Source organism: Polaromonas aquatica, from assembly GCF_050626995.1.
In the GTDB taxonomy this organism is placed as follows: Bacteria; Pseudomonadota; Gammaproteobacteria; order Burkholderiales; family Burkholderiaceae_C; genus Polaromonas; species Polaromonas aquatica_A.
This window is the reverse complement of sequence record NZ_CP192467.1, coordinates 4,131,218-4,149,307: the sequence shown is the minus strand read 5'-3', so window position 1 is coordinate 4,149,307 and position 18,090 is coordinate 4,131,218. Positions and strand designations below refer to the sequence as shown.

General features: G+C 60.1%; 18 protein-coding genes. 14 read left to right on the top strand and 4 right to left on the bottom strand.

The features are described 5' to 3' along the window. Positions 1-168: 168 nt before the first annotated feature. The 5 genes from ACQ4MS_RS19845 (at position 169) to ACQ4MS_RS19825 (ending at position 5,953) form a co-directional block, all read left to right on the top strand. A complete protein-coding gene (locus ACQ4MS_RS19845; RefSeq protein ID WP_431096394.1) occupies positions 169-1,305 on the top strand; it encodes an iron-containing alcohol dehydrogenase in 1,137 nt (378 codons plus the stop codon). A 377-nt stretch (positions 1,306-1,682) separates the two neighbouring features. Further along, positions 1,683-2,786 (top strand): porin, encoded by a 1,104-nt coding sequence (locus ACQ4MS_RS19840; protein WP_431096393.1) that lies wholly within the window; start codon positions 1,683-1,685, stop codon positions 2,784-2,786. 143 nt (positions 2,787-2,929) lie between these two features. Beyond that, complete coding sequence (locus tag ACQ4MS_RS19835; protein WP_431096392.1) at positions 2,930-3,379, top strand: GtrA family protein; 450 nt, start codon at positions 2,930-2,932, stop codon at positions 3,377-3,379. Further along, positions 3,376-4,311 carry a glycosyltransferase family 2 protein gene (locus tag ACQ4MS_RS19830; protein WP_431096391.1) on the top strand — a complete coding sequence of 312 codons (936 nt, stop codon included), beginning with the start codon at positions 3,376-3,378 and terminating at the stop codon, positions 4,309-4,311. Before ACQ4MS_RS19835 ends, ACQ4MS_RS19830 begins: the two co-directional genes overlap by 4 nt. Then, a complete protein-coding gene (locus tag ACQ4MS_RS19825) occupies positions 4,304-5,953 on the top strand; it encodes a hypothetical protein (RefSeq protein WP_431096390.1) in 1,650 nt (549 codons plus the stop codon). The genes ACQ4MS_RS19830 and ACQ4MS_RS19825 overlap by 8 nt, the downstream gene beginning before the upstream one ends. Before the next feature lie 34 nt (positions 5,954-5,987). Here the strand turns inward: ACQ4MS_RS19825 and ACQ4MS_RS19820 are convergent, their stop codons facing one another. Both ACQ4MS_RS19820 and ACQ4MS_RS19815 read right to left on the bottom strand, forming a co-directional pair. Next, positions 5,988-7,085, bottom strand: a complete 1,098-nt coding sequence (locus ACQ4MS_RS19820; protein WP_431096389.1) for a patatin-like phospholipase family protein — start codon at positions 7,083-7,085, stop codon at positions 5,988-5,990. A gap of 123 nt (positions 7,086-7,208) precedes the next feature. Next, positions 7,209-9,575, bottom strand: coding sequence for a Tex family protein (locus ACQ4MS_RS19815; RefSeq protein ID WP_431096388.1), 2,367 nt, complete (start codon positions 9,573-9,575; stop codon positions 7,209-7,211). Positions 9,576-9,800: 225 nt separating this feature from the next. Here ACQ4MS_RS19815 and ACQ4MS_RS19810 point away from each other — a divergent pair, with 225 nt between their 5' ends. The 7 genes from ACQ4MS_RS19810 (at position 9,801) to ACQ4MS_RS19780 (ending at position 13,861) form a co-directional block, all read left to right on the top strand. After that, positions 9,801-10,319: a hypothetical protein gene (locus ACQ4MS_RS19810; protein ID WP_431096387.1), complete on the top strand. Its 519-nt coding sequence runs from the start codon at positions 9,801-9,803 to the stop codon at positions 10,317-10,319. Positions 10,320-10,405: 86 nt separating this feature from the next. Then, a complete protein-coding gene (locus ACQ4MS_RS19805; RefSeq protein WP_431096386.1) occupies positions 10,406-11,212 on the top strand; it encodes a DUF1223 domain-containing protein in 807 nt (268 codons plus the stop codon). 112 nt (positions 11,213-11,324) lie between these two features. Further along, entirely contained in the window at positions 11,325-11,798 is a 474-nt protein-coding gene (locus ACQ4MS_RS19800) for a GNAT family N-acetyltransferase (protein ID WP_431096385.1), read from the top strand. Between the two features lie 94 nt (positions 11,799-11,892). Then, positions 11,893-12,243 carry a GlpM family protein gene (locus ACQ4MS_RS19795; protein ID WP_431096384.1) on the top strand — a complete coding sequence of 117 codons (351 nt, stop codon included), beginning with the start codon at positions 11,893-11,895 and terminating at the stop codon, positions 12,241-12,243. A 10-nt stretch (positions 12,244-12,253) separates the two neighbouring features. After that, the gene (locus ACQ4MS_RS19790; protein WP_431096383.1) at positions 12,254-12,766 is read left to right on the top strand and encodes a hypothetical protein; all 513 of its coding nucleotides are present in this window, start codon (positions 12,254-12,256) and stop codon (positions 12,764-12,766) included. A gap of 40 nt (positions 12,767-12,806) precedes the next feature. Then, positions 12,807-13,289, top strand: a complete 483-nt coding sequence (locus tag ACQ4MS_RS19785) for a rod shape-determining protein (protein WP_431096382.1) — start codon at positions 12,807-12,809, stop codon at positions 13,287-13,289. Then, the gene (locus ACQ4MS_RS19780; RefSeq protein ID WP_431096381.1) at positions 13,286-13,861 is read left to right on the top strand and encodes an MOSC domain-containing protein; all 576 of its coding nucleotides are present in this window, start codon (positions 13,286-13,288) and stop codon (positions 13,859-13,861) included. The genes ACQ4MS_RS19785 and ACQ4MS_RS19780 overlap by 4 nt, the downstream gene beginning before the upstream one ends. A 78-nt stretch (positions 13,862-13,939) precedes the next feature. Here ACQ4MS_RS19780 and ACQ4MS_RS19775 read toward each other — a convergent pair whose 3' ends face one another. Beyond that, positions 13,940-14,836, bottom strand: coding sequence for an EamA family transporter (locus ACQ4MS_RS19775; RefSeq protein WP_431096380.1), 897 nt, complete (start codon positions 14,834-14,836; stop codon positions 13,940-13,942). Positions 14,837-14,916: 80 nt separating this feature from the next. Between ACQ4MS_RS19775 and ACQ4MS_RS19770 the strand changes: the two genes are divergently transcribed. Then, the gene (locus ACQ4MS_RS19770) at positions 14,917-15,849 is read left to right on the top strand and encodes a LysR substrate-binding domain-containing protein (protein WP_431096379.1); all 933 of its coding nucleotides are present in this window, start codon (positions 14,917-14,919) and stop codon (positions 15,847-15,849) included. Between the two features lie 250 nt (positions 15,850-16,099). Next, positions 16,100-17,332 carry a phosphoglycerate dehydrogenase gene (gene serA / locus ACQ4MS_RS19765; RefSeq protein ID WP_431096378.1) on the top strand — a complete coding sequence of 411 codons (1,233 nt, stop codon included), beginning with the start codon at positions 16,100-16,102 and terminating at the stop codon, positions 17,330-17,332. Between the two features lie 103 nt (positions 17,333-17,435). Here serA and ACQ4MS_RS19760 read toward each other — a convergent pair whose 3' ends face one another. Next, complete coding sequence (locus tag ACQ4MS_RS19760; RefSeq protein WP_431096376.1) at positions 17,436-18,041, bottom strand: thioredoxin fold domain-containing protein; 606 nt, start codon at positions 18,039-18,041, stop codon at positions 17,436-17,438. Positions 18,042-18,090: the final 49 nt, after the last annotated feature.

Below are 18,090 nucleotides of genomic sequence, written 5' to 3'. Positions count from 1 at the left end.
TCGCTCACACACCCAGCCCGGGACTGCAGGGCTGCTATCGCCAAGGCGAGCAGTACCAGGATTTGCTTGTAATTCACAGGCATCTATTACAGTAAGGTCTGACTGATTGAATCAAGATGGGCAGCGTGGAAAAACAGCCCAGCATCGTACAACGCGGAGACAAAAACCATGGCCTTTATCTATTACGTAACGCAAATCCAGTTTGAATTTGGTGCTGTCAAATTGCTCAAACAGGAGTGCGAGCGCGTCGGTATCACGCGGCCGCTCATCGTCACCGATGCCGGCGTCAAGGCTGCGGGAGTTTTGCAGAAAGCGCTCGATGCGCTGCCGGGTATGCCGGTCACGGTGTTTGACCAGACGCCTTCCAACCCCACCGAGGCCGCCGTGCGCGCGGCAGCGGCGTTGTACAAATCTTCTGGATGCGACGGCCTGATCGCCGTAGGCGGTGGTTCGGCCATTGACTGCGCCAAGGGTGTGGCAATTGCCGCCACGCACGAAGGACCGCTTACCACCTATGCCACCATCGAAGGCGGCTCGCCACGTATCACTGACCGCGCGGCTCCGTTAATTGCCGTGCCGACCACCAGCGGCACCGGCAGCGAGGTGGCCCGAGGCGCCATCATCATCGTGGATGACCACCGCAAGCTCGGGTTTCATTCCTGGCACCTGGTGCCGAAAACAGCGATTTGCGATCCCGAACTTACGTTAGGCCTGCCCGCCAAGTTGACGGCAGCCACCGGCATGGATGCGATCGCGCATTGCATGGAAACCTTCATGTCCGCCGCCTTCAACCCGCCGGCTGACGGTATAGCACTGGACGGACTGGAACGCGGCTGGGCCCACATTGAACGGGCCACACGGGACGGCAGTGACCGGGAGGCGCGTTTTAACCTGATGAGCGCTTCCATGCAAGGCGCCATGGCGTTCCAGAAAGGACTAGGCTGCGTGCATTCGTTGAGCCACAGTCTGGGTGGTGTTGACCCCCGCCTGCACCATGGCACGCTGAACGCCATGTTTCTGCCAGCGGTAGTGCGCTTCAACGCCTCCGCGGAATCCGTGCAAAAAGACAATCGACTGAACCGCATGGCGCGCGCCATGGGCCTGGTCTCGGGCAGCGACATTCCCGATGCCATTCTCGAGATGAACGCCCGGCTGGGCCTGCCCTCGGGCTTGGCAGCCATGGGCGTTCAGCGCGAGCAATTCGGCCAGATCGTCAGCGGCGCGCTGGCCGATCACTGCCACAAGACAAATCCGCGAATTGCCAGCGCTGAGGAATACGAAGAGATTCTCGGCACCTCCCTCTAGGCCCTCGCACCTGCAGCGGCCAGCACGCCGCCTTTTTACTGCCATCTGGGCTAAGCCCATCAGTCATCACCGGTGTTGTGATGACGCGGCCCTGAGAGCGATTGCTTGGGGCCAGGCTACAACACCGCCAAGTCCTCTTGAACGGACTGGCGGCTCACCAATACCCTAAAGTTATTTAATTATTTTTTATAACCATAAACAGCCTTCGTGGCAAGAGACTATTTACTTATTTTTTATAACCAAAAACCGCCTAATCTCTTTGCTGTGACTAGCGGTTTCACGCAATATCTGCTGCCGGCAGGTTGTGGGTGCATGGGGACCCGCAGGGTGCGTCGAATCGATAAGCACGCACATATCCAACAACATTAGGAGACCTGATGAAAACCAAACTGTTTGCACTTTCCGTGCTGTCCGCCGCCAGTTGCGCCGCGCAGGCCCAAAGTACTGTCACGCTGTATGGCGTAGCGGATTCCTATGTAGAGGCTGCGTCTGCTGGTAACGGCAATGTGATGCGTGTTTCCAGCGGCGGAGTGATGGGTTCGCGTTTCGGATTTCGCGGCTCGGAGGATCTGGGCGGCGGCCTGAAAGCAAATTTTGCGTTGGAAGCCGGTTTTTTGATAGATACGGGCGCGAGCACAGGTACTACGACCATTCCCACGAGCACGGTGCCTACCGGAGGCAGCTACATGTTTCAGCGGCTGGCCACCGTGGGTTTTAGCGGTGGTTTCGGCTCCGTCAATATAGGCCGCCAGTACACGCCGCATTTTGGAACCATGGCGGCTTTTGACCCCGCCGGATTCGCCATGTCAGGCGCCCTGAACTATTACGCCGGCCCGGGCGTCGGCATCAACGGCGGCTCCCTCGCCGACGCCACCACCCGCCGGGACAACTCCATCCAGTACACCACACCGACCTGGAGCGGCTTCAAGGCCAGCCTGTTTTATGCGATGGGTGAATCGACAGGTGCCGGCCAACCCAAATCCACCGGTGACACGCTCAACGTCGCGGCTGGGTACAGCAGCAGTACGTTGTCAGCGCAAGTCAGCTACATGACGGAAAAAACCGTTTACCTGCTCGGCAATACCGACAAATACACCGATGTTGCCGTCTCTTATGACTTCGGCTTCATCAAGCCATCTGCCATCTTTGTGCGCCGCCGCGGTGAGATGACAGGGGCTCCCGCCCTTGATGCCTACCAGATTGGTGCTTCGGCGCCTGTTGGCGTTGGCAAACTGATTGCCACCTACGGCCAGCTCAAAAACAAGACAACCGCCAACGCGGACTCCAAAGCCATAGGGGTTCGTTACGACTATCCCCTGTCGAAGCGAACCACCCTGTACGCCGGCGCCACCAGGATCAGCAACAGCGCCAATGCGGGTTACACCATCAGCGGCGGCGGCGGCAGCTCCGCAGGACTGGCACTGAGCAGCATCGGCCAGGATCCGAAGTCGGTGTACGCGGGCATTGCGCACGTGTTTTGAGGTTCGGTTAGCCTCAGCGCACGCATCAGGGCTGTTTACGCCAAGAGCCGCAGGTCTCCAGGCCTTGCGGCTTTTCTTTTGCGTGGCAGCTCGTCGCTGATGCCGGCACGCTTGTAATCAAAAAAGTAGGCGATCGCGGACTCGTGCTCGAAGAATCGACGAGTTGGCGCCCGCCACAGGCTCGGCGACAATGGGCCTCCTCCGCTTCTTCAAAGGCTTTGCCCGAATTGCCAGCTCCAAGATTTGTGCGTTTTCTGTTTGTCGGTGTACTTAATACAGGGGTAGGTTACGCGCTGTTCGCGCTATTGAGCATGCTGGGCATGCCGTACCCAGCCGCGATTGGATTGGCGACTGTCGCCGGTGTCGCGTTCAATTTTCAAACAACCGGTCGCCTTGTTTTTGATGGAGCTCCGCACAACAGGCTTGCGCGCTTTGCTGCGGTTTATGTTGTGATTTATGGGCTTAACGTGGGCGGAGTCGCACTTTTGCTCGCGGCAGGCATCAACCTTTATATAGCCAACGCGATGGTCTTGGGCCCGCTCGCATGGATCGCCTATATGATGCAGAAAAAGTTCGTCTTCGCCATATCATGAAACACGTCACCGTCGTCACGCCCTGCTACAACGAAGAGGACAATGTCGAGGAGGTCTACGCGCAGACTCGCACGGTATTCGGCGAAATCGATGGTGTGAGCTATGAACATCTGTTCATTGATAACTGCTCCACCGATCGTACCGAATCGCTGCTGCGCAAGCTTGCAGCCGCCGACCCCAAAGTCAAGGTGATCCTGAATGCGCGCAACTTCGGCCATATCCGGTCTCCCTACTATGGGCTGCTGCAGGCAACCGGCGACGCTGCGATCCTTCTGGTAGCTGACCTGCAGGATCCGCCTGCCCTCATGAAAGACTTTGTCGCGCACTGGCTGTCCGGCGAAAAAATCGTTGTTGGGGTGAAACCCAGTTCCGAAGAATCGTCGCTGATGTTTTCGCTACGCCGCCTCTATTACCGCACCGTCACACGAATAGCCGACGTCAAGCTGATCCAGAACTTCACAGGCTTTGGACTGTACGACCAGAAAGTACTTGAGGTCCTGCGTCGCATCGATGATCCATATCCCTACCTGCGTGGCCTTGTCTCAGAAGTTGGTTACGAGGCGGTCCAGATCCCCTACAACCAGCCCCGACGCCTGCGAGGCCTCACCAAAAACAATTTTTACACGCTCTACGACATTGCGATGCTCGGCATCACGTCTCATTCGCGCGTGCCGCTGCGGCTCGCAACGATGATAGGGTTTGCATTATCGGGTTTGAGCCTCCTGGTTTCTCTCGTCTACCTGGTGCTCAAATTGGCATTTTGGAACCAATTTTCGATGGGCACCGCGCCAGTGTTAATCGGTCTATTCTTTTTTGCCTCGGTGCAGCTGTTTTTTATTGGGCTGCTGGGCGAATATGTCGGCGCGATACTGACTCATGTCATGAAACGTCCGCTCGTCGTCGAACGCGAACGTATCAACTTTGATGATTGAGTCCACCAGGCCCGGACGCGTCGCGTCGTTCTGTGCCGTGCTCGCTTTGCTGCTCGGGCTTGCACCGATCTGGCTCTCATCGGTCGAAATGTGGGATGGTGTCATCGGCAGACACGCGTTGGCAGAAAATGACTGGACCACGATTAAGAGATGGGTACTCGACAGCAACTGGTATCTGACCTACGGGTTGTTCCTGCTCGCCGACGCGCTGCAGCCGTTACTGCCCCCGTGGGTATTTTTCAAGCTCTGGATCACTCTGATGGTGATCGGTATCGCGCGGGAAGTGCGCCGCCTCGGTCGGGATGTGTTCGGTATTTCGCCGGCTGTAGTTGCATGGTTACCCGCCCTTGTGCTGAGCTTTCCGGTCTGGTATGTCTTCTTTAGTTTCACACCGATGGTCGGCCACATCACCTCCGTACTGTTGGCGCTGTCAGGTTACCGCTTTTTCCACAGACGCGAGCGTTGGCAAGCAACGCTCGGGCTGATATTGATACTGCTGTCGTTTCAGCTTGCGTCGAACTGTGCCTTTTTGATTGCACTTGAATTTGGCCGTTGGCTGCTCATGGCCGACAGGGCCCGATGGAATTATGGGCGCTCGGCGATCCTGCTGTTTTTGGCCGTCGCCGCATTCGTCGCCACGCGCGTGATCTGGCGGCCGGTCGGCACATATGTTGACTACAACCGTTTTCTCAATCCGCTCGCACTGAGCACCCTGCTCAGCTATATCAAATACTCAGCGCTGTTTGCGACCTGGGGCCTGTTGCTGCTGCCGCTACTGCCGGGACTCGTCACGGGCTGGCATCACCGGCAAACAGGCGGCGATTCGATCCGCACCGCATTGCAGGGCGCCTGGCGGCCCATGTCGGTGCTGGCCATGCTCGCGTTGGCAGCGGCAGCGCCCTATGTACTGGTCGGACTCGGCTATCCGCTATTTGTCATCCACATGCCGTCGCCGAGCTCGATCTCGGCGGTGCTCGCGGGAGGGTCGAGTCAGGCACCGCTGAGCTTCTGGTACGGTGACTGGGGCGCACGGCATCTGTTTCTGCCGATGATTGCCATTGTCTTGTTTGCCGGCTGCTGTGTCGCGCTGATTCAGCGTACGGGAGCACCAACAATGGCCGTGCGCAATGCCTTCATGCTGATGATTTTGGTGAACCTTGCGATCGGCACGTCTGGCCATTGGAAGAAACTTGAACGAATCGCGCAGGAGCAGGGTATCGTCAAGGCGCTGGCGGCATATCCCGCGCCACCGGCGGGCAAGGTTGATCTGATCGTTGATGCGCAGGTCGGCTACCTCGGTCGGATCTACGAGGCGAACGACTTGCTGTTGCGCGCCTATGGTGCTACGCGCTGGTCCGCGCTCCTGCTGCCGGAGATTCCGGCAATTTTGGCCTGGGGCGAAAAAATGCGGAGCGAACTGGAGGCACTGCCGCCTGCCTTACGGTCGGCAAGCGACCGGACCAACCTCATGTCGGGTTACGACTGGAGCCGCAACTGCCGCACTACGGCGCGATTACAGCTGGCGGATCTGAGCGTTTGGGACGTTTTGTGGCGTGCAGAGCACCAGCGTACCGCGCTGCCAGCAGCAACGATCCGTTCGGTATCCAGCGACTGTGTAGATGCTGACCCCGCTTGGCGTTGAGCAGCTACGCGCCATTGATACATAGAGCCTGCATTCAAAGCACTTCGACTCTGGCGACGTCGGGCGTACCTAGCCATTGCGCCCATTCTTCGGCAAGCTGCACACTCGCGGCGGTCGCAGTGCCCCAGGCTTTGATTCGCCCTTTGAGGTCGGCACCATAGCGCACGAAGTCCGTGCGATCCGGGAGCTTGCCGCCTGGCAAGGTTTTGGTCCATTCGGGATTGGGTGCCAGCAGCACCATGTTGTCCAGGAAATGGGTCGCACCGTGGCGCCACTTCAGCCCCTTGTCGAGCCAGCCCGGCACCACGGATTTCTGGAAATGCGGGTACAGCACCAGTCCCGGTGACGATCCTGCTGTCCCTTCTGTGGCGGTGCGGTGGTAATTCAGGTGCAGGTGGTAGTCAGTGATGCCGCCGTCCCAATATGCCCCGGGCGGTGCCCCGGGAATGTTGCGGACCGAGCGCAATACAAAGGGAATCGAACAGCTGGCTTGCAGCGCGGGCTGAAAGTTGGACTCGTCCATTTGAATCTGGCGTGTCCGGTAATCAGCGGTCGCAAACGGCAAAGCTGCGTTTTGGGTGGAGAACACCACGCGCTCCAGCCATGCGCCCATCGCCTTGCGATGCAAGCTGTTGGTGAGGAACGCGCCGAAGTAGCCCATCGGTGTGGCCACCTTGTGTTCACGGCCCAGCATATGGCGGCCCCGCGAAGTCACGATGTGCAGCCGGTAGCGTGGATGGCCAATCACTTCCTGCACCCTGCCGCCGTAAAAATCCTTCAGGCTCTGGCCGAACTTCTCGCTGACCGCATCAGCCGTCGGACGCTTCTGGCCGGGCTCAAGTTCGTAATGCTGGTGGATGTAATCGGTTTCAAGTCGCTTGAATGCCGTCACGGGATCGTTGAGGCACGCCGTGGCCATGCGCCACGCGCCTATGGAGGCACCCACCAGGTCTACCGGATGGTTTGTCTGCGCCAGCCAATCGCCAAATATGAAACGGTCCAGCGCTCCCAGAATGAGCCCCTTTGGCCCGCCCGCAGCCCCCGGAACGATGGAAATGTCTTCCGGCTTGAGACCGTTTTGCTCGATATGCCGGCGCGCTTCGGGGCCGGCGTAGATGCGGAGGGCTTGCATGGTGATGAATGATGCTATTGTTTTGATAGCTGCTCGCGCATGTTACTCAGGGGCTAGAGCCTGATTTGACCCTGAAAATGGGGCAAATCCTGTCTTTCAGGCGACCTGGTGCAAGTAGAGCCGCTATTTTTTCAATGCCGCCAGCTTGCTGAACGCCGACTCCATCGCCGTCGCAGCCGCCGGTTGCGATGCGCCTGGGCGCCCGGCTCCGTAGTTGCCGCCGCCGCGGTTCTGCCCGCCGGGCCGGGCGCTTTCAAAGCGGTTGTCTCGCGGCCCGTCCTTGCGCGCCGGGGCGGCGTCCAGCTTCATCGTCAAGCCAATGCGCTTGCGTGCCACGTCGACTTCGGTCACCCGCACTTTGACGATGTCGCCGGTTTTTACCACCTCGCGCGCATCGGTCACGAACTTGTTGGAGAGTTGGCTCACATGGACGAGGCCGTCCTGGTGCACGCCGATATCGACAAAAGCGCCGAAGGCCGCCACATTGCTCACCATGCCTTCCAGCGTCATGCCCTCTTTCAGGTCCTTGATGTCTTCGACGCCGTCGTTAAAGCGCGCCACCTTGAAGTCGGGGCGCGGGTCGCGGCCGGGTTTTTCGAGTTCGGTGATGATGTCCTTGACGGTGATGACACCAAACTGCTCGTTGGCAAACAGCTCCGGCTTCAGGGTCTTGAGCATCTCGGCACGGCCCATCAGCTCTGCCACAGGCTTGCCGGTGTGGGCCATGATTTTTTCGACCACCGGATAGGTTTCGGGGTGCACGCCGGTCATGTCCAGCGGATTGCTGCTGCTGCGCAGCCGCAAGAAGCCAGCGCTCTGCTCAAACGTCTTGGCACCCAGGCCGGTCACCTTGAGCAAATCGGCACGGCTGGCAAACGCCCCATTCGCATCACGCCAGCGCACCACCGACTTGGCTACCGTTTGCGACAGGCCCGACACGCGCGCCAGCAGCGGCACACTGGCGGTGTTCAGGTCAACGCCGACGCTGTTCACGCAGTCTTCGACCACGGTGTCCAGGCTGCGCGCCAAGTCACTCTGGTTCACATCGTGCTGGTACTGGCCCACGCCGATCGATTTCGGGTCAATCTTGACGAGCTCCGCCAGCGGGTCTTGCAGCCGGCGCGCAATGCTGGCTGCGCCGCGCAGGCTGACGTCCACATCGGGCATTTCTTGTGACGCAAACTCGCTGGCTGAATACACCGATGCACCGGCTTCGCTGACCACGACTTTTTCAATCACCTGCTCGACCTTGGCCATTCCCTTGATCAAGTCCGCGGCGAGCTTGTCGGTTTCGCGGCTGGCCGTGCCGTTGCCGATGGCGATGAGGTTGACGCCATGCTTTTCGCAGAGCTTGGCCAAGGTGTGCAGCGAGCCGTCCCAGTCTTTGCGCGGCTCGTGCGGGTAAACGGTAGAGGTTTCGACCAGCTTGCCCGTAGCGTCGACCACGGCCACCTTCACGCCGGTGCGGATGCCAGGGTCCAGGCCCATCACCACGCGCGGGCCGGCGGGCGCCGCCAGCAGCAGGTCGCGCAAATTGTCGGCGAACACCTTGATGGCGACTTTTTCGGCCTCTTCGCGCAGGCGGGTGAAGAGGTCACGCTCCAGCGAGAGGCTGAGCTTGACGCGCCAGGTCCAGGCCACGGCCTTGCGGATCAAGTCATCGGCCGGACGCGCCTTGTGGCTCCAGCCCAGGTGCAAGGCAATCTTGCCTTCAGCGATGCTGGGTTTGCCAGGCTCGGGCTGCTCAGGCAACACCAGCTTGGCATCCAGAATTTCGAGCCCGCGGCCGCGGAAGACGGCCAGCGCACGGTGCGACGGCACGCGGCCGATGGGCTCGTCGTAATCAAAATAGTCGCGGAATTTGCTGTTGTCGGCGTTGTTCTCGTCTTTGCCGGTGACCAGCTTGGAACTGAACAGCCCTTCGCTCCACAGCCAGTTGCGCAGCGACTGAACCAGGCCCGCATCTTCGGCCCAGCGCTCGCTGAGAATGTCGCGCACGCCGTCGAGCACGGCCTGCACGGTGGTGAAGTCGTCGCCGCTTTCGTTCTTTTCAGCTTTCACAAAGGCCGCGGCTTCGTCAGCGGGTACGAGTGACGGGTCGGCAAAGAGCTTGTCGGCTAGCGGCTCAATGCCGGCTTCGCGAGCGATCTGGCCCTTGGTGCGGCGCTTGGGCTTGAAAGGCAGGTACAAATCTTCCAGGTCCTGCTTCGTAGCGGCAAACTCGATGGCCGCGCGCAGCTCGGGCGTGAGCTTGCCCTGCTCTTCAATGCTTTTGAGCACGGCTTCGCGGCGCTCTTCCAGCTCGCGCAGATAGCCCAACCGGTATTCCAGCTCGCGCAACTGGATGTCGTCCAGCCCGCCGGTGGCCTCTTTGCGATAACGCGCGATGAAGGGCACCGTGGCGCCGCCGTCAAGCAGCTCTACGGCCGCCTTGATCTGGTGTTCCTGGACTTTGATTTCTGCCGCGATCTGGCGAATGATTTTCTGCATATTGAAAGAGATGTTCGAAAAAGCTCGGGAAAAGAAGCGAGGACGCCAAATACACGGGTAACTGCCCTAAACGGACGCAGGGCCGCTCGGCGGTGGCGCCGCCCTGTGCGCCGACTACAAACTGACGCCAAGGGACGGCATTGTCCCACAGCGGTGGCGGTGTTTTGCTTCTGATAATGGCCTTTGAATTAAAGCAATTTCTTACATTTTTCAGGGGAGACACACATGCGAATCCGCACGATTCTTTTAGTGGTCGCCATGTTGCTGCTGGCGGGCTTTGTGGCCCTCAATGTCGATGAATTCAGCCGGGTGAGCATGCTCAGCCTGGGCTTTACCACCGTGGAGATGTCACTGGGCCTCGTGATGTTGCTTCTGCTGGTGGTCGCCACCGTAGTGTTTCTCGCCTCCACGCTCTACCTGCAGAGCACCAATTTGCTGGAAACCCGCCGTTATGCACGCGAGCTCAATACGCAGCGTGAGCTGGCTGACAAGGCCGAAGCTTCGCGTTTTACCGAGCTGCGGAGCTACCTTGAAGTTCAGGCCCTGGCCGCGCAGCATCGCGAGACGGCGGCTGCGACCGTGCTGGCCGAACGTTTTTCCCAGCAGCAGCAGGCATTGCTGGCGCGTCTGGAGCAATCGGATAACGCCATGGCCGCCTACATGGGACAGCTTGAGGACAGGCTGGAGCGGCGAGGCGGTATACGCCACCTGGAAAAGGACTCCGAAACCATGCCGCTGGTGTAAGTGCGTGAATTGCTGAATTCGCGCTTGGGTGTAAGAACCCGTGAAGCTCACCGACCCATGGAGGTCAGCAACTCACGGAGTTTCCCATGCCGGCCTTTTCGCTTTCACCTCTTTCGCCTTTTTCGCCTTTTTCGCCCATCAGGTCTTTCAGCCGCAACCATGCGCTGATCACTGCAACACTCTTGGTGGCGTTGACACCCGGCGCGTTTTCCGCGCAAGCCGCTTGCGTTGCCAGCTCCGGGCCCACCATCACACCGGTCATTGAGCTGTACACCTCTGAAGGCTGCAGTTCCTGCCCGCCCGCCGACAGGTGGGCTTCGTCCCTGAAAGGCACGGGTGCTCTGGTGCAGGCCTTTCACGTCGGCTATTGGGACTACATCGGCTGGATTGACCGTTTTGCCGCGCCAGCGCATACCAGCCGTCAGCGCGAAGTTGCCCTCCGGAACAACCTGCGCGGCATCTATACGCCGCAAGCCGTGCTCAACGGCAAAGACTGGCCCCGTTGGGGCGGCCGGCTAGCCGATACCCAGGAACCGGCACGCGTCAGCATAGTGCTCAAGCAGCTTGCAACCGACCAGTTTGAAGCCAGCGTGACATCCGTTCCCGGATTGCAGGCGCCACCTTCATGGTCGGCCTACTGGACCATCACGGAGCACGGGCATGCTTACAGAGTGCAGGCCGGAGAGAACGCCGGGGAACTCCTGAAACACGACTTCGTGGTGCGCCAATACACCCAGGCGGGGGAATACAAAGCCCGTGAGACCGTGGCACAAAAATTAACCTTTCGCAGCATTGCCGCGACTCCGGGCCACGAGCGCCAGGTGAACCTGGTGGTGGTTGACCCAAAAACTGGCCAAACCCTGCAGGCGGTCAGCCTTCAATGTGCCGCATGAGGCATTGAGCCGAACGTCAGGTGTCGCGGTGCTTCCAGGAGCTTTGTCGCACAATATTCGGATGGAATCCCAGCATCCCCAGCCTCTGCATTCACCTCACCCTCCATTGACCTTGCGATCGCCTGAACGCGCCGACTACGCTGCACTGGGCACATGGGTTGAAGACGCCGCCAGTTGCCTGCGATGGGCGGGCCCCAGACTGAAATTTCCGTTTGCGCCCGAGCGGCTTGAGGAACTGCTGGCCGAGCCCGGTGCGTTCAGTTTTGTCATGAGCCGGGGGCCCGCCAAAGCGCAGGGCTTTGGCCAGTTCTGGATGCGTGAGGCCGGTGTCGCTCACTTGGCCCGCATCATCCTGGCTCCCAGCGCCCGTGGCCAGGGACTCGCCTCGACACTGTGCACGCTGCTGATGGCCCAGGCGACGCGTGTAACCGGCGCCGACACCTTCACGCTGCGTGTGTACCGCGACAACCATCCCGCGCTGACCACTTACGAGGGGCTGGGTTTTACGGTAGTACCCGGTCTTTCGGATGAGCGCGTGTTTTTCATGCGCAGAGAACCAGGGGCACCCATACCGTCCGCAGCCTGACGCCATGCCCATTTCCGCTGACTGTCGATAAACTGCATCGCGACTGCGCCTTCCTCATCCCCTTTTCCCCTTCCTCCCTTTTTTTTCCATCGCAATGCTTTCACTGTTCCTCAAATGCCTGTTAGGTGCACTTGCCGTGCTGGTCATCGCCCTGCTTTCGCGGTCGCGCAGCTTTTTCATTGCCGGGCTGGTGCCTCTGTTTCCTACATTTGCATTGATCGCGCACTACATCGTCGGCAACGAACGCTCTGCTGCTGACCTGCGCACCACGGCGCTGTTTGGCCTGTGGTCCCTCATTCCCTATGCGGTGTACCTCCTGGCGGTGTACTGGCTCAGCATGCGCGCGACACTGGCCATAACGCTCGCCTGCGCGACGCTGGCTTGGGCAGTTGCCGCGGGCGTGCTACTGCTCGGCTGGAGCCGCGCTTACCCTTCGGCGCTTTGAGGCTCAACGCATGAGAAGCTTCAAAAAGGTGCTCCGGGCCGTACTTGTTGCGCCCGTGGCGTTGTTTTTGCTGTTTGAGGAGTGGGGTTGGGAGCCTTTGGCCGCAGGTTTTGCGGCGCTGGCCAGGCTGCCGTGGTGGGGAAAGCTGGAGCGCTGGATCACCCGCTTGCCACCTTGGGCGGCCCTGCTCGCTTTTGGCGTGCCGGTGCTGACGCTCATGCCGGTGAAGCTGCTGGCGCTTTACCTGTTCGGCCTGGGGTACGTCACGGCCGGCCTTGCGCTGATACTGGTGGCCAAGCTCACCGGAACCGCGCTGGCCGCACGCCTCTTTCAGCTCACCCAGCCGGCGCTCATGCAAATGCGGTGGTTCGCGCGGCTGTACACCCCCTGGAAAATCTGGAAGGACAATCTCATGGCTCAAGTCAGGGCGTCCTGGCCCTGGCGCATGACCCGCCGTTTCAAGACGCGGGTCAAACTGGCGGGTGCGCGGCTCCTGGCGGCGCTGAAAGCCGCATTGTCATGACTACCGGACGCAGCTGAACGCCAACTCTCCTTTTCAAGCCATGTTCTTCATCAAACAACCCCTCTACATCCGTCTGTCACCTTACCGCTTGACGGTACGCAATGTCAGGTCAGGAGCTTTCATCTCCGAAGTGCCAGAAATTGCCTTGTCGCGTGGGCTAAAAGTGAAAATTCTGGGTGTGGGCAATGACGCAGCCCTCCACAAATCCAGCAATTCAGCGCAGGTCATCAACCCTTTCAGTCACCCGCGTTCCATGGTGTCCGACTTCACCCGCGGTGAGCAAGTGCTCAAGGCCTTTGTGCGCAAACTGCAGGGAGGCCATGCGCTATCAGTTTCGCCCCGTGTGGTCTTTCATCTTCTGGGTGAACCCGCAGGCGGTTTCACGCAGGTGGAGATACGTGCGTTCCATGAAATGGCCCGGGGAGCCGGGGCCTCGGAGGTCCTGATGTGGCAGGGTCCGGAGTTGACAGACGAACAGGTGCTGTCGCGCAACTACCCTTCTACGGGGCAGGTACTGGAATGACGCCCGCTGCCGGCTCGGGCATGGGTGACCTGCGCGCGCTCACGCGGCAATTTCCCTACGCAGGGAAGCTGGAGCAGATTTTGCTGAGGCCTGCCCGCCGCAGCCCGGCACTGCCCGTTGCCACAGCGCTGGCGCTGGCCGGGCGCGGGCTGGAAGGCGACCGAAGTGCGGTAGCGCCTGAAACTCGCCCCGAAAGCAGCAAACGCCAGGTCACCCTGATACAGGCGGAGCATCTGCCATTGATTGCCTCCCTGATGAAGCTGGACGCCGTGGATGCCCAGGCGCTGCGCCGTAACCTCGTGGTATCAGGCTTGAACCTGCTGGCGGCCAAATCCCTCTTCAAGGACCAGCCCATGGTGCTGCGCATCGGCGATGTGGTGCTGGAGATCACTGGCCCCTGTGAGCCCTGCTCACGCATGGAGGAAGTGTTGGGCAGAGGCGGCTATAACGCGATGCGCGGCCACGGAGGGCTGACGGCGCGGGTGCTTGCGGGCGGCGAACTGCGCGTGAGGGATGCGGTGACATGCGACCTCGCGCCACCAGGTGTCCCGCAAATGCTATTGAACTTATAGCTGCTGGCGCCCGTGCCTCTTCCCCTTCAGGTCCTTTTGATAGGTAAAAAGGCCGTCAAAGCGCCTCACCTCAACCGATCACCTGACCCAACCCTTCAGCGTCAAGACCAGAGAGAGCCGCTGATAGAAGGTGGTGGTCAAAAGCCCCAGCAGGATGAAAACAATACCGATGGTCTGCCCCGGCGTCGCCACGACGCCGAATAGCAGCCATGCAAACACCAGGGCAAAGATCGGCACCAGCAGCGCTACCGGTGACACCTCAGCCGCGCTGTAGCGCGCCATGAGCGAGTTCCAGACCCAGTAGCCGAACAGCGTGGTGGGGTAAACCTGAAACGCCAATGAGGCCCACGCAATGCCGGTGAACTGCTGGGGCAAGGCGGCGAACGCAGCCTCTCCGGTACTGGCACAGGCCAGCGCAAACAAGGGCAAGGGCGCAAAAAGGCATGACCACGCCACAAAGCCCAATATCTGGCCCGGTTTGACGCCTGAACGCTTGACCACCAGATTAGCGGCGCTTAGCGAGACTGCGGCAGCCAGCACGAGTGTGATACCCATGGCCGACGTCGCGCCATCGGTGGCCATGACCACGAGAACAAAACCCACCAATGCGATGGCACTGCCGAGTTTCTGGGCCCTTGAAAGTGCTTCTCCAAGCCACAGCAAGCCCAGTATCGGGGTGAGGAAAGCGCTGCTCTGCAGCAGCCATGCCGCCAGGCCAGGTGAAAGCCCTGCCCGCACAGCCAACGTGACGAGGCCCCAGGTACCGACACCAAAGGCAAAGCCATACACCACCAGCCAGCGCCAGGCCACGGCCGGGCGCGGCAGCCAGAAGACCAGTGGCAATGCGGTCAGTGTGAAGCGCAATCCAGCCAGCACAAACGGGTCAATATGCGCAACCCCCAGCTTGATGAAGGAGAAATTCACTCCCCAGATCGCGGCGACGGCAATGGCAAGGCACAAATCCCTGGCGTTCATAAGTCATGGTTTTTTGCTGAGGTGCCGCGATTGTCATATTTACAAAAAACGCGGAAAAGTGATTTATAGAGGCAGTTACTATGCATATATTGCACAATAAAACCCCCGCCCTTACCTTGCCGCCCGTTATGAAAACACGCGCCCTGCCTTCCTTGCCTGCCCTGCAGTCGTTTGAATCCGCCGCGCGTTTGGGCAGCTTTACCAAGGCGGGGGCAGAGCGTCATCTGACCCATAGCGCCATCAGCCGGAACATCCAGTCTGTTGAAGACTGGTGCGGCGAATCCCTGTTTGAACGTCATGGCCCCAAGGTCACCTTGAATGAGGCCGGAAAGCGGTTGAGCCAGCGTTTGGGCGATCCGCTGCAGGCCTTGCACACGGCACTCAACCTGGAGGGACTGCCTGCGGTGCAGCGGCAGTTGAAGGTTCTCGTGCTGTCGTCGATGGCGAGCACATGGCTTGTCCCGCGCCTGCGAGCATTCAGCGTGGCTTGCCCCAACGTCTGCCTGTCGGTAGAAGCCGGCTACGACATGGTGAGCCTGCCGCCCCAAGTGCCCTTGGTGGCGATCCGGTTTGGCCAATTCTCGAGGGAGGGCCTGCGTTGTCACAGGCTGTGGTTTGATCACATGGTTGCCGTGGCAGCACCCGATTGGGTTGCACAACATGGGAAGCTGCCGGCACATTGGCCGCCTGACCAGTTGCTGCGCCACACCCACGAACCCTGGCCGCAGCGCTTGCCGAAAGCTGCAACGGCGGGCAGCACCAGGATGCCGCAGGCGTGCGGACACCAATTTAACGATGCGCTGGTGCTGGTCGAGGCGGCAGCCCAAGGTTGCGGCGTCGCCTGGGTCAGGGCATCCATGGCCACAAACCTGATCGCCGGCGGCCGTTTGAGCGTGCTCGCTCAGAGCGAGCAGGTGTCCGACAAGTCAGCCTGGCTGGTGTGCAGGGAGGATGTGGCTGAGCTGATTCAGGTACGGGACTTTTTCACCTGGGCGATGGGGGAAACCATCTGAGTCATCCAGTCATCCATGCAGGTGCAAGGTGCAAGGTGCAAGGTGAATGCTATTGAATTTATAGCTGCTAGCGCCCTTCTCTATTGGCCCTCAGGTATTTTTGATGTTCAAAAATGGACGGCGAAAACACCCTGGAAGGCAGACTGGCCGTCTTCACCAACGATGCCCTGCCCGGCCCTTGCAAAAGCCGGGTTTTGACTTTGCTTCATACTTGATTCCCAACCAACTCTGCACGCCAACCCCAGCCTCCATGAACAAAACAACCTCGGTCGACAAGCAAAAAATCAAATTCCTGCTGCTGGAGGGCATTCATCCTTCCGCGGTAGAGGTCCTCAAGGCCGCGGGTTACTCCAACATCGAAAGCCTCGCCGGTGCGCTGCTTGACGATGAGCTCAAAGCCAAAATCGCCGACGCGCACTTTGTCGGTATTCGCTCGCGCACCCAGCTGACAGCCGAGGTGTTTGCCGGGGCGGGCAAGCTGGCGGCTGTTGGCTGCTTTTGCATCGGCACCAACCAGGTCGACCTGAACGCAGCTCGCGAGCGCGGTATTGCGGTTTTTAATGCCCCCTTTTCCAATACCCGCTCTGTAGCCGAACTGGTGCTGGCCGAGGCGATTTTGCTGCTGCGCGGTGTGCCTGAAAAAAGCGCGGTCGCGCACCGCGGCGGCTGGCTCAAGTCGGCCGAAAACGCCTACGAAATCCGCGGCAAGACGCTGGGTATCGTCGGTTACGGCTCTATCGGCACGCAGCTGTCGGTGCTGGCCGAGGCGCTGGGCATGCAGGTGGTGTTTTTTGACGTGGTGACCAAGCTGCCGCTGGGCAATGCCCGGCAGGTGGCCCAACTCAAAGACCTGCTGGCCCAGTCCGACGTAGTCAGCCTGCACGTGCCCGAAACCCAGGCCACGCAATGGATGATCGGTGCGGCCGAGATCGCCGCGATCAAGCCCGGCGGTGTTCTGATCAACGCCTCGCGCGGCACGGTGGTCGAGATTGAGCCGCTGGCCGAAGCCCTGAAAAACAAGAAGCTGCTGGGCGCCGCGATCGACGTATTCCCGGTCGAGCCTCGCAGCAACAAGGACACCTTCGAGTCACCCCTGCGCGGCCTGGACAACGTGATCCTCACGCCGCACGTGGGCGGCTCGACCATGGAAGCGCAGGAAAACATCGGCATCGAAGTGGCGGAAAAGCTGGTGAAGTACAGCGACAACGGCACCTCGACTTCGTCCGTCAACTTCCCCGAAGTGGCGTTGCCGGCCCACCCGGGCAAGCACCGGCTGCTGCACATTCATCGCAACGTGCCGGGCGTGCTGTCGGAAATCAACAAGGTGTTTGCGGCCAACGGCATCAATATCGCCTCCCAATACCTGCAGACCAACGAGGCTGTAGGCTATGTGGTGATTGATATCGATGCAGCGCACTCCGACATCGCGCTGGCCAAGCTGGCCGAGGTGCCGGGGACCATCCGCAGCCGGGTGTTGTTTTGAATTTGAACTGAGCGAGCAAAGCGCAATCGCTATCAAATATATAGCATGTTGCGCCCTTTTCTCTTGGGCTACAGCCGCTTTCCCCTCAAAAAATCCGTCAGGCCTATTGCGCTGCCGGAGGCTGCAAACCCAACAGGGTGGCCAGCGCTGCGGTAGGCAGTGAACCTTCCTGCGACACCGTGGCGCCGGTCTGCGCATGCGTCCCGACGATGGTTGGAATCGAGGCAAAACCCAGCTTGGTCATGAGTTCGGTGTTTTTGGTGACGGCTTCTTTCTGCGCGTCGATATTGCTCGCCGCACTGATGCCGCCGCGCCGGGCCAGCAGCGAGGTCTCATGCTCGTCCATGGCGGAGACGGGGTCACTGGCCGCTAGCAAGGTCGCCCCTTGAGCTGTACTGGCGGCGTTGAGCAGGCCGACGGGAATCCAGACAAACCTGGCCTGGGACTTCAACGGTTTTGCCGCTTCCCACAGCGCACCGCAGTGCGGGCATTGCGCGTCAAAAAATACATATACCGTGCGCTTGCTCATCAAGGCGCCAGACGAAAAGCCTTTGGCGCCGGCTTCGATGGCGGCCACGGATACCGGTTCGGTGGCGGCCTTTGCCGGTGGACTGCCGGCTGCGGTGCCCGGCGCGTCGTTGCAACCGGCAAGCAGCAGGCCAGCAGCCACAGTGGCGGCCAGGGAAAGTCGGGACAGGAGTTTGGACATCGTCAAAAACCGTGAAAACGGCTGTAAGTAAGGGATGGCCAAGGATAGC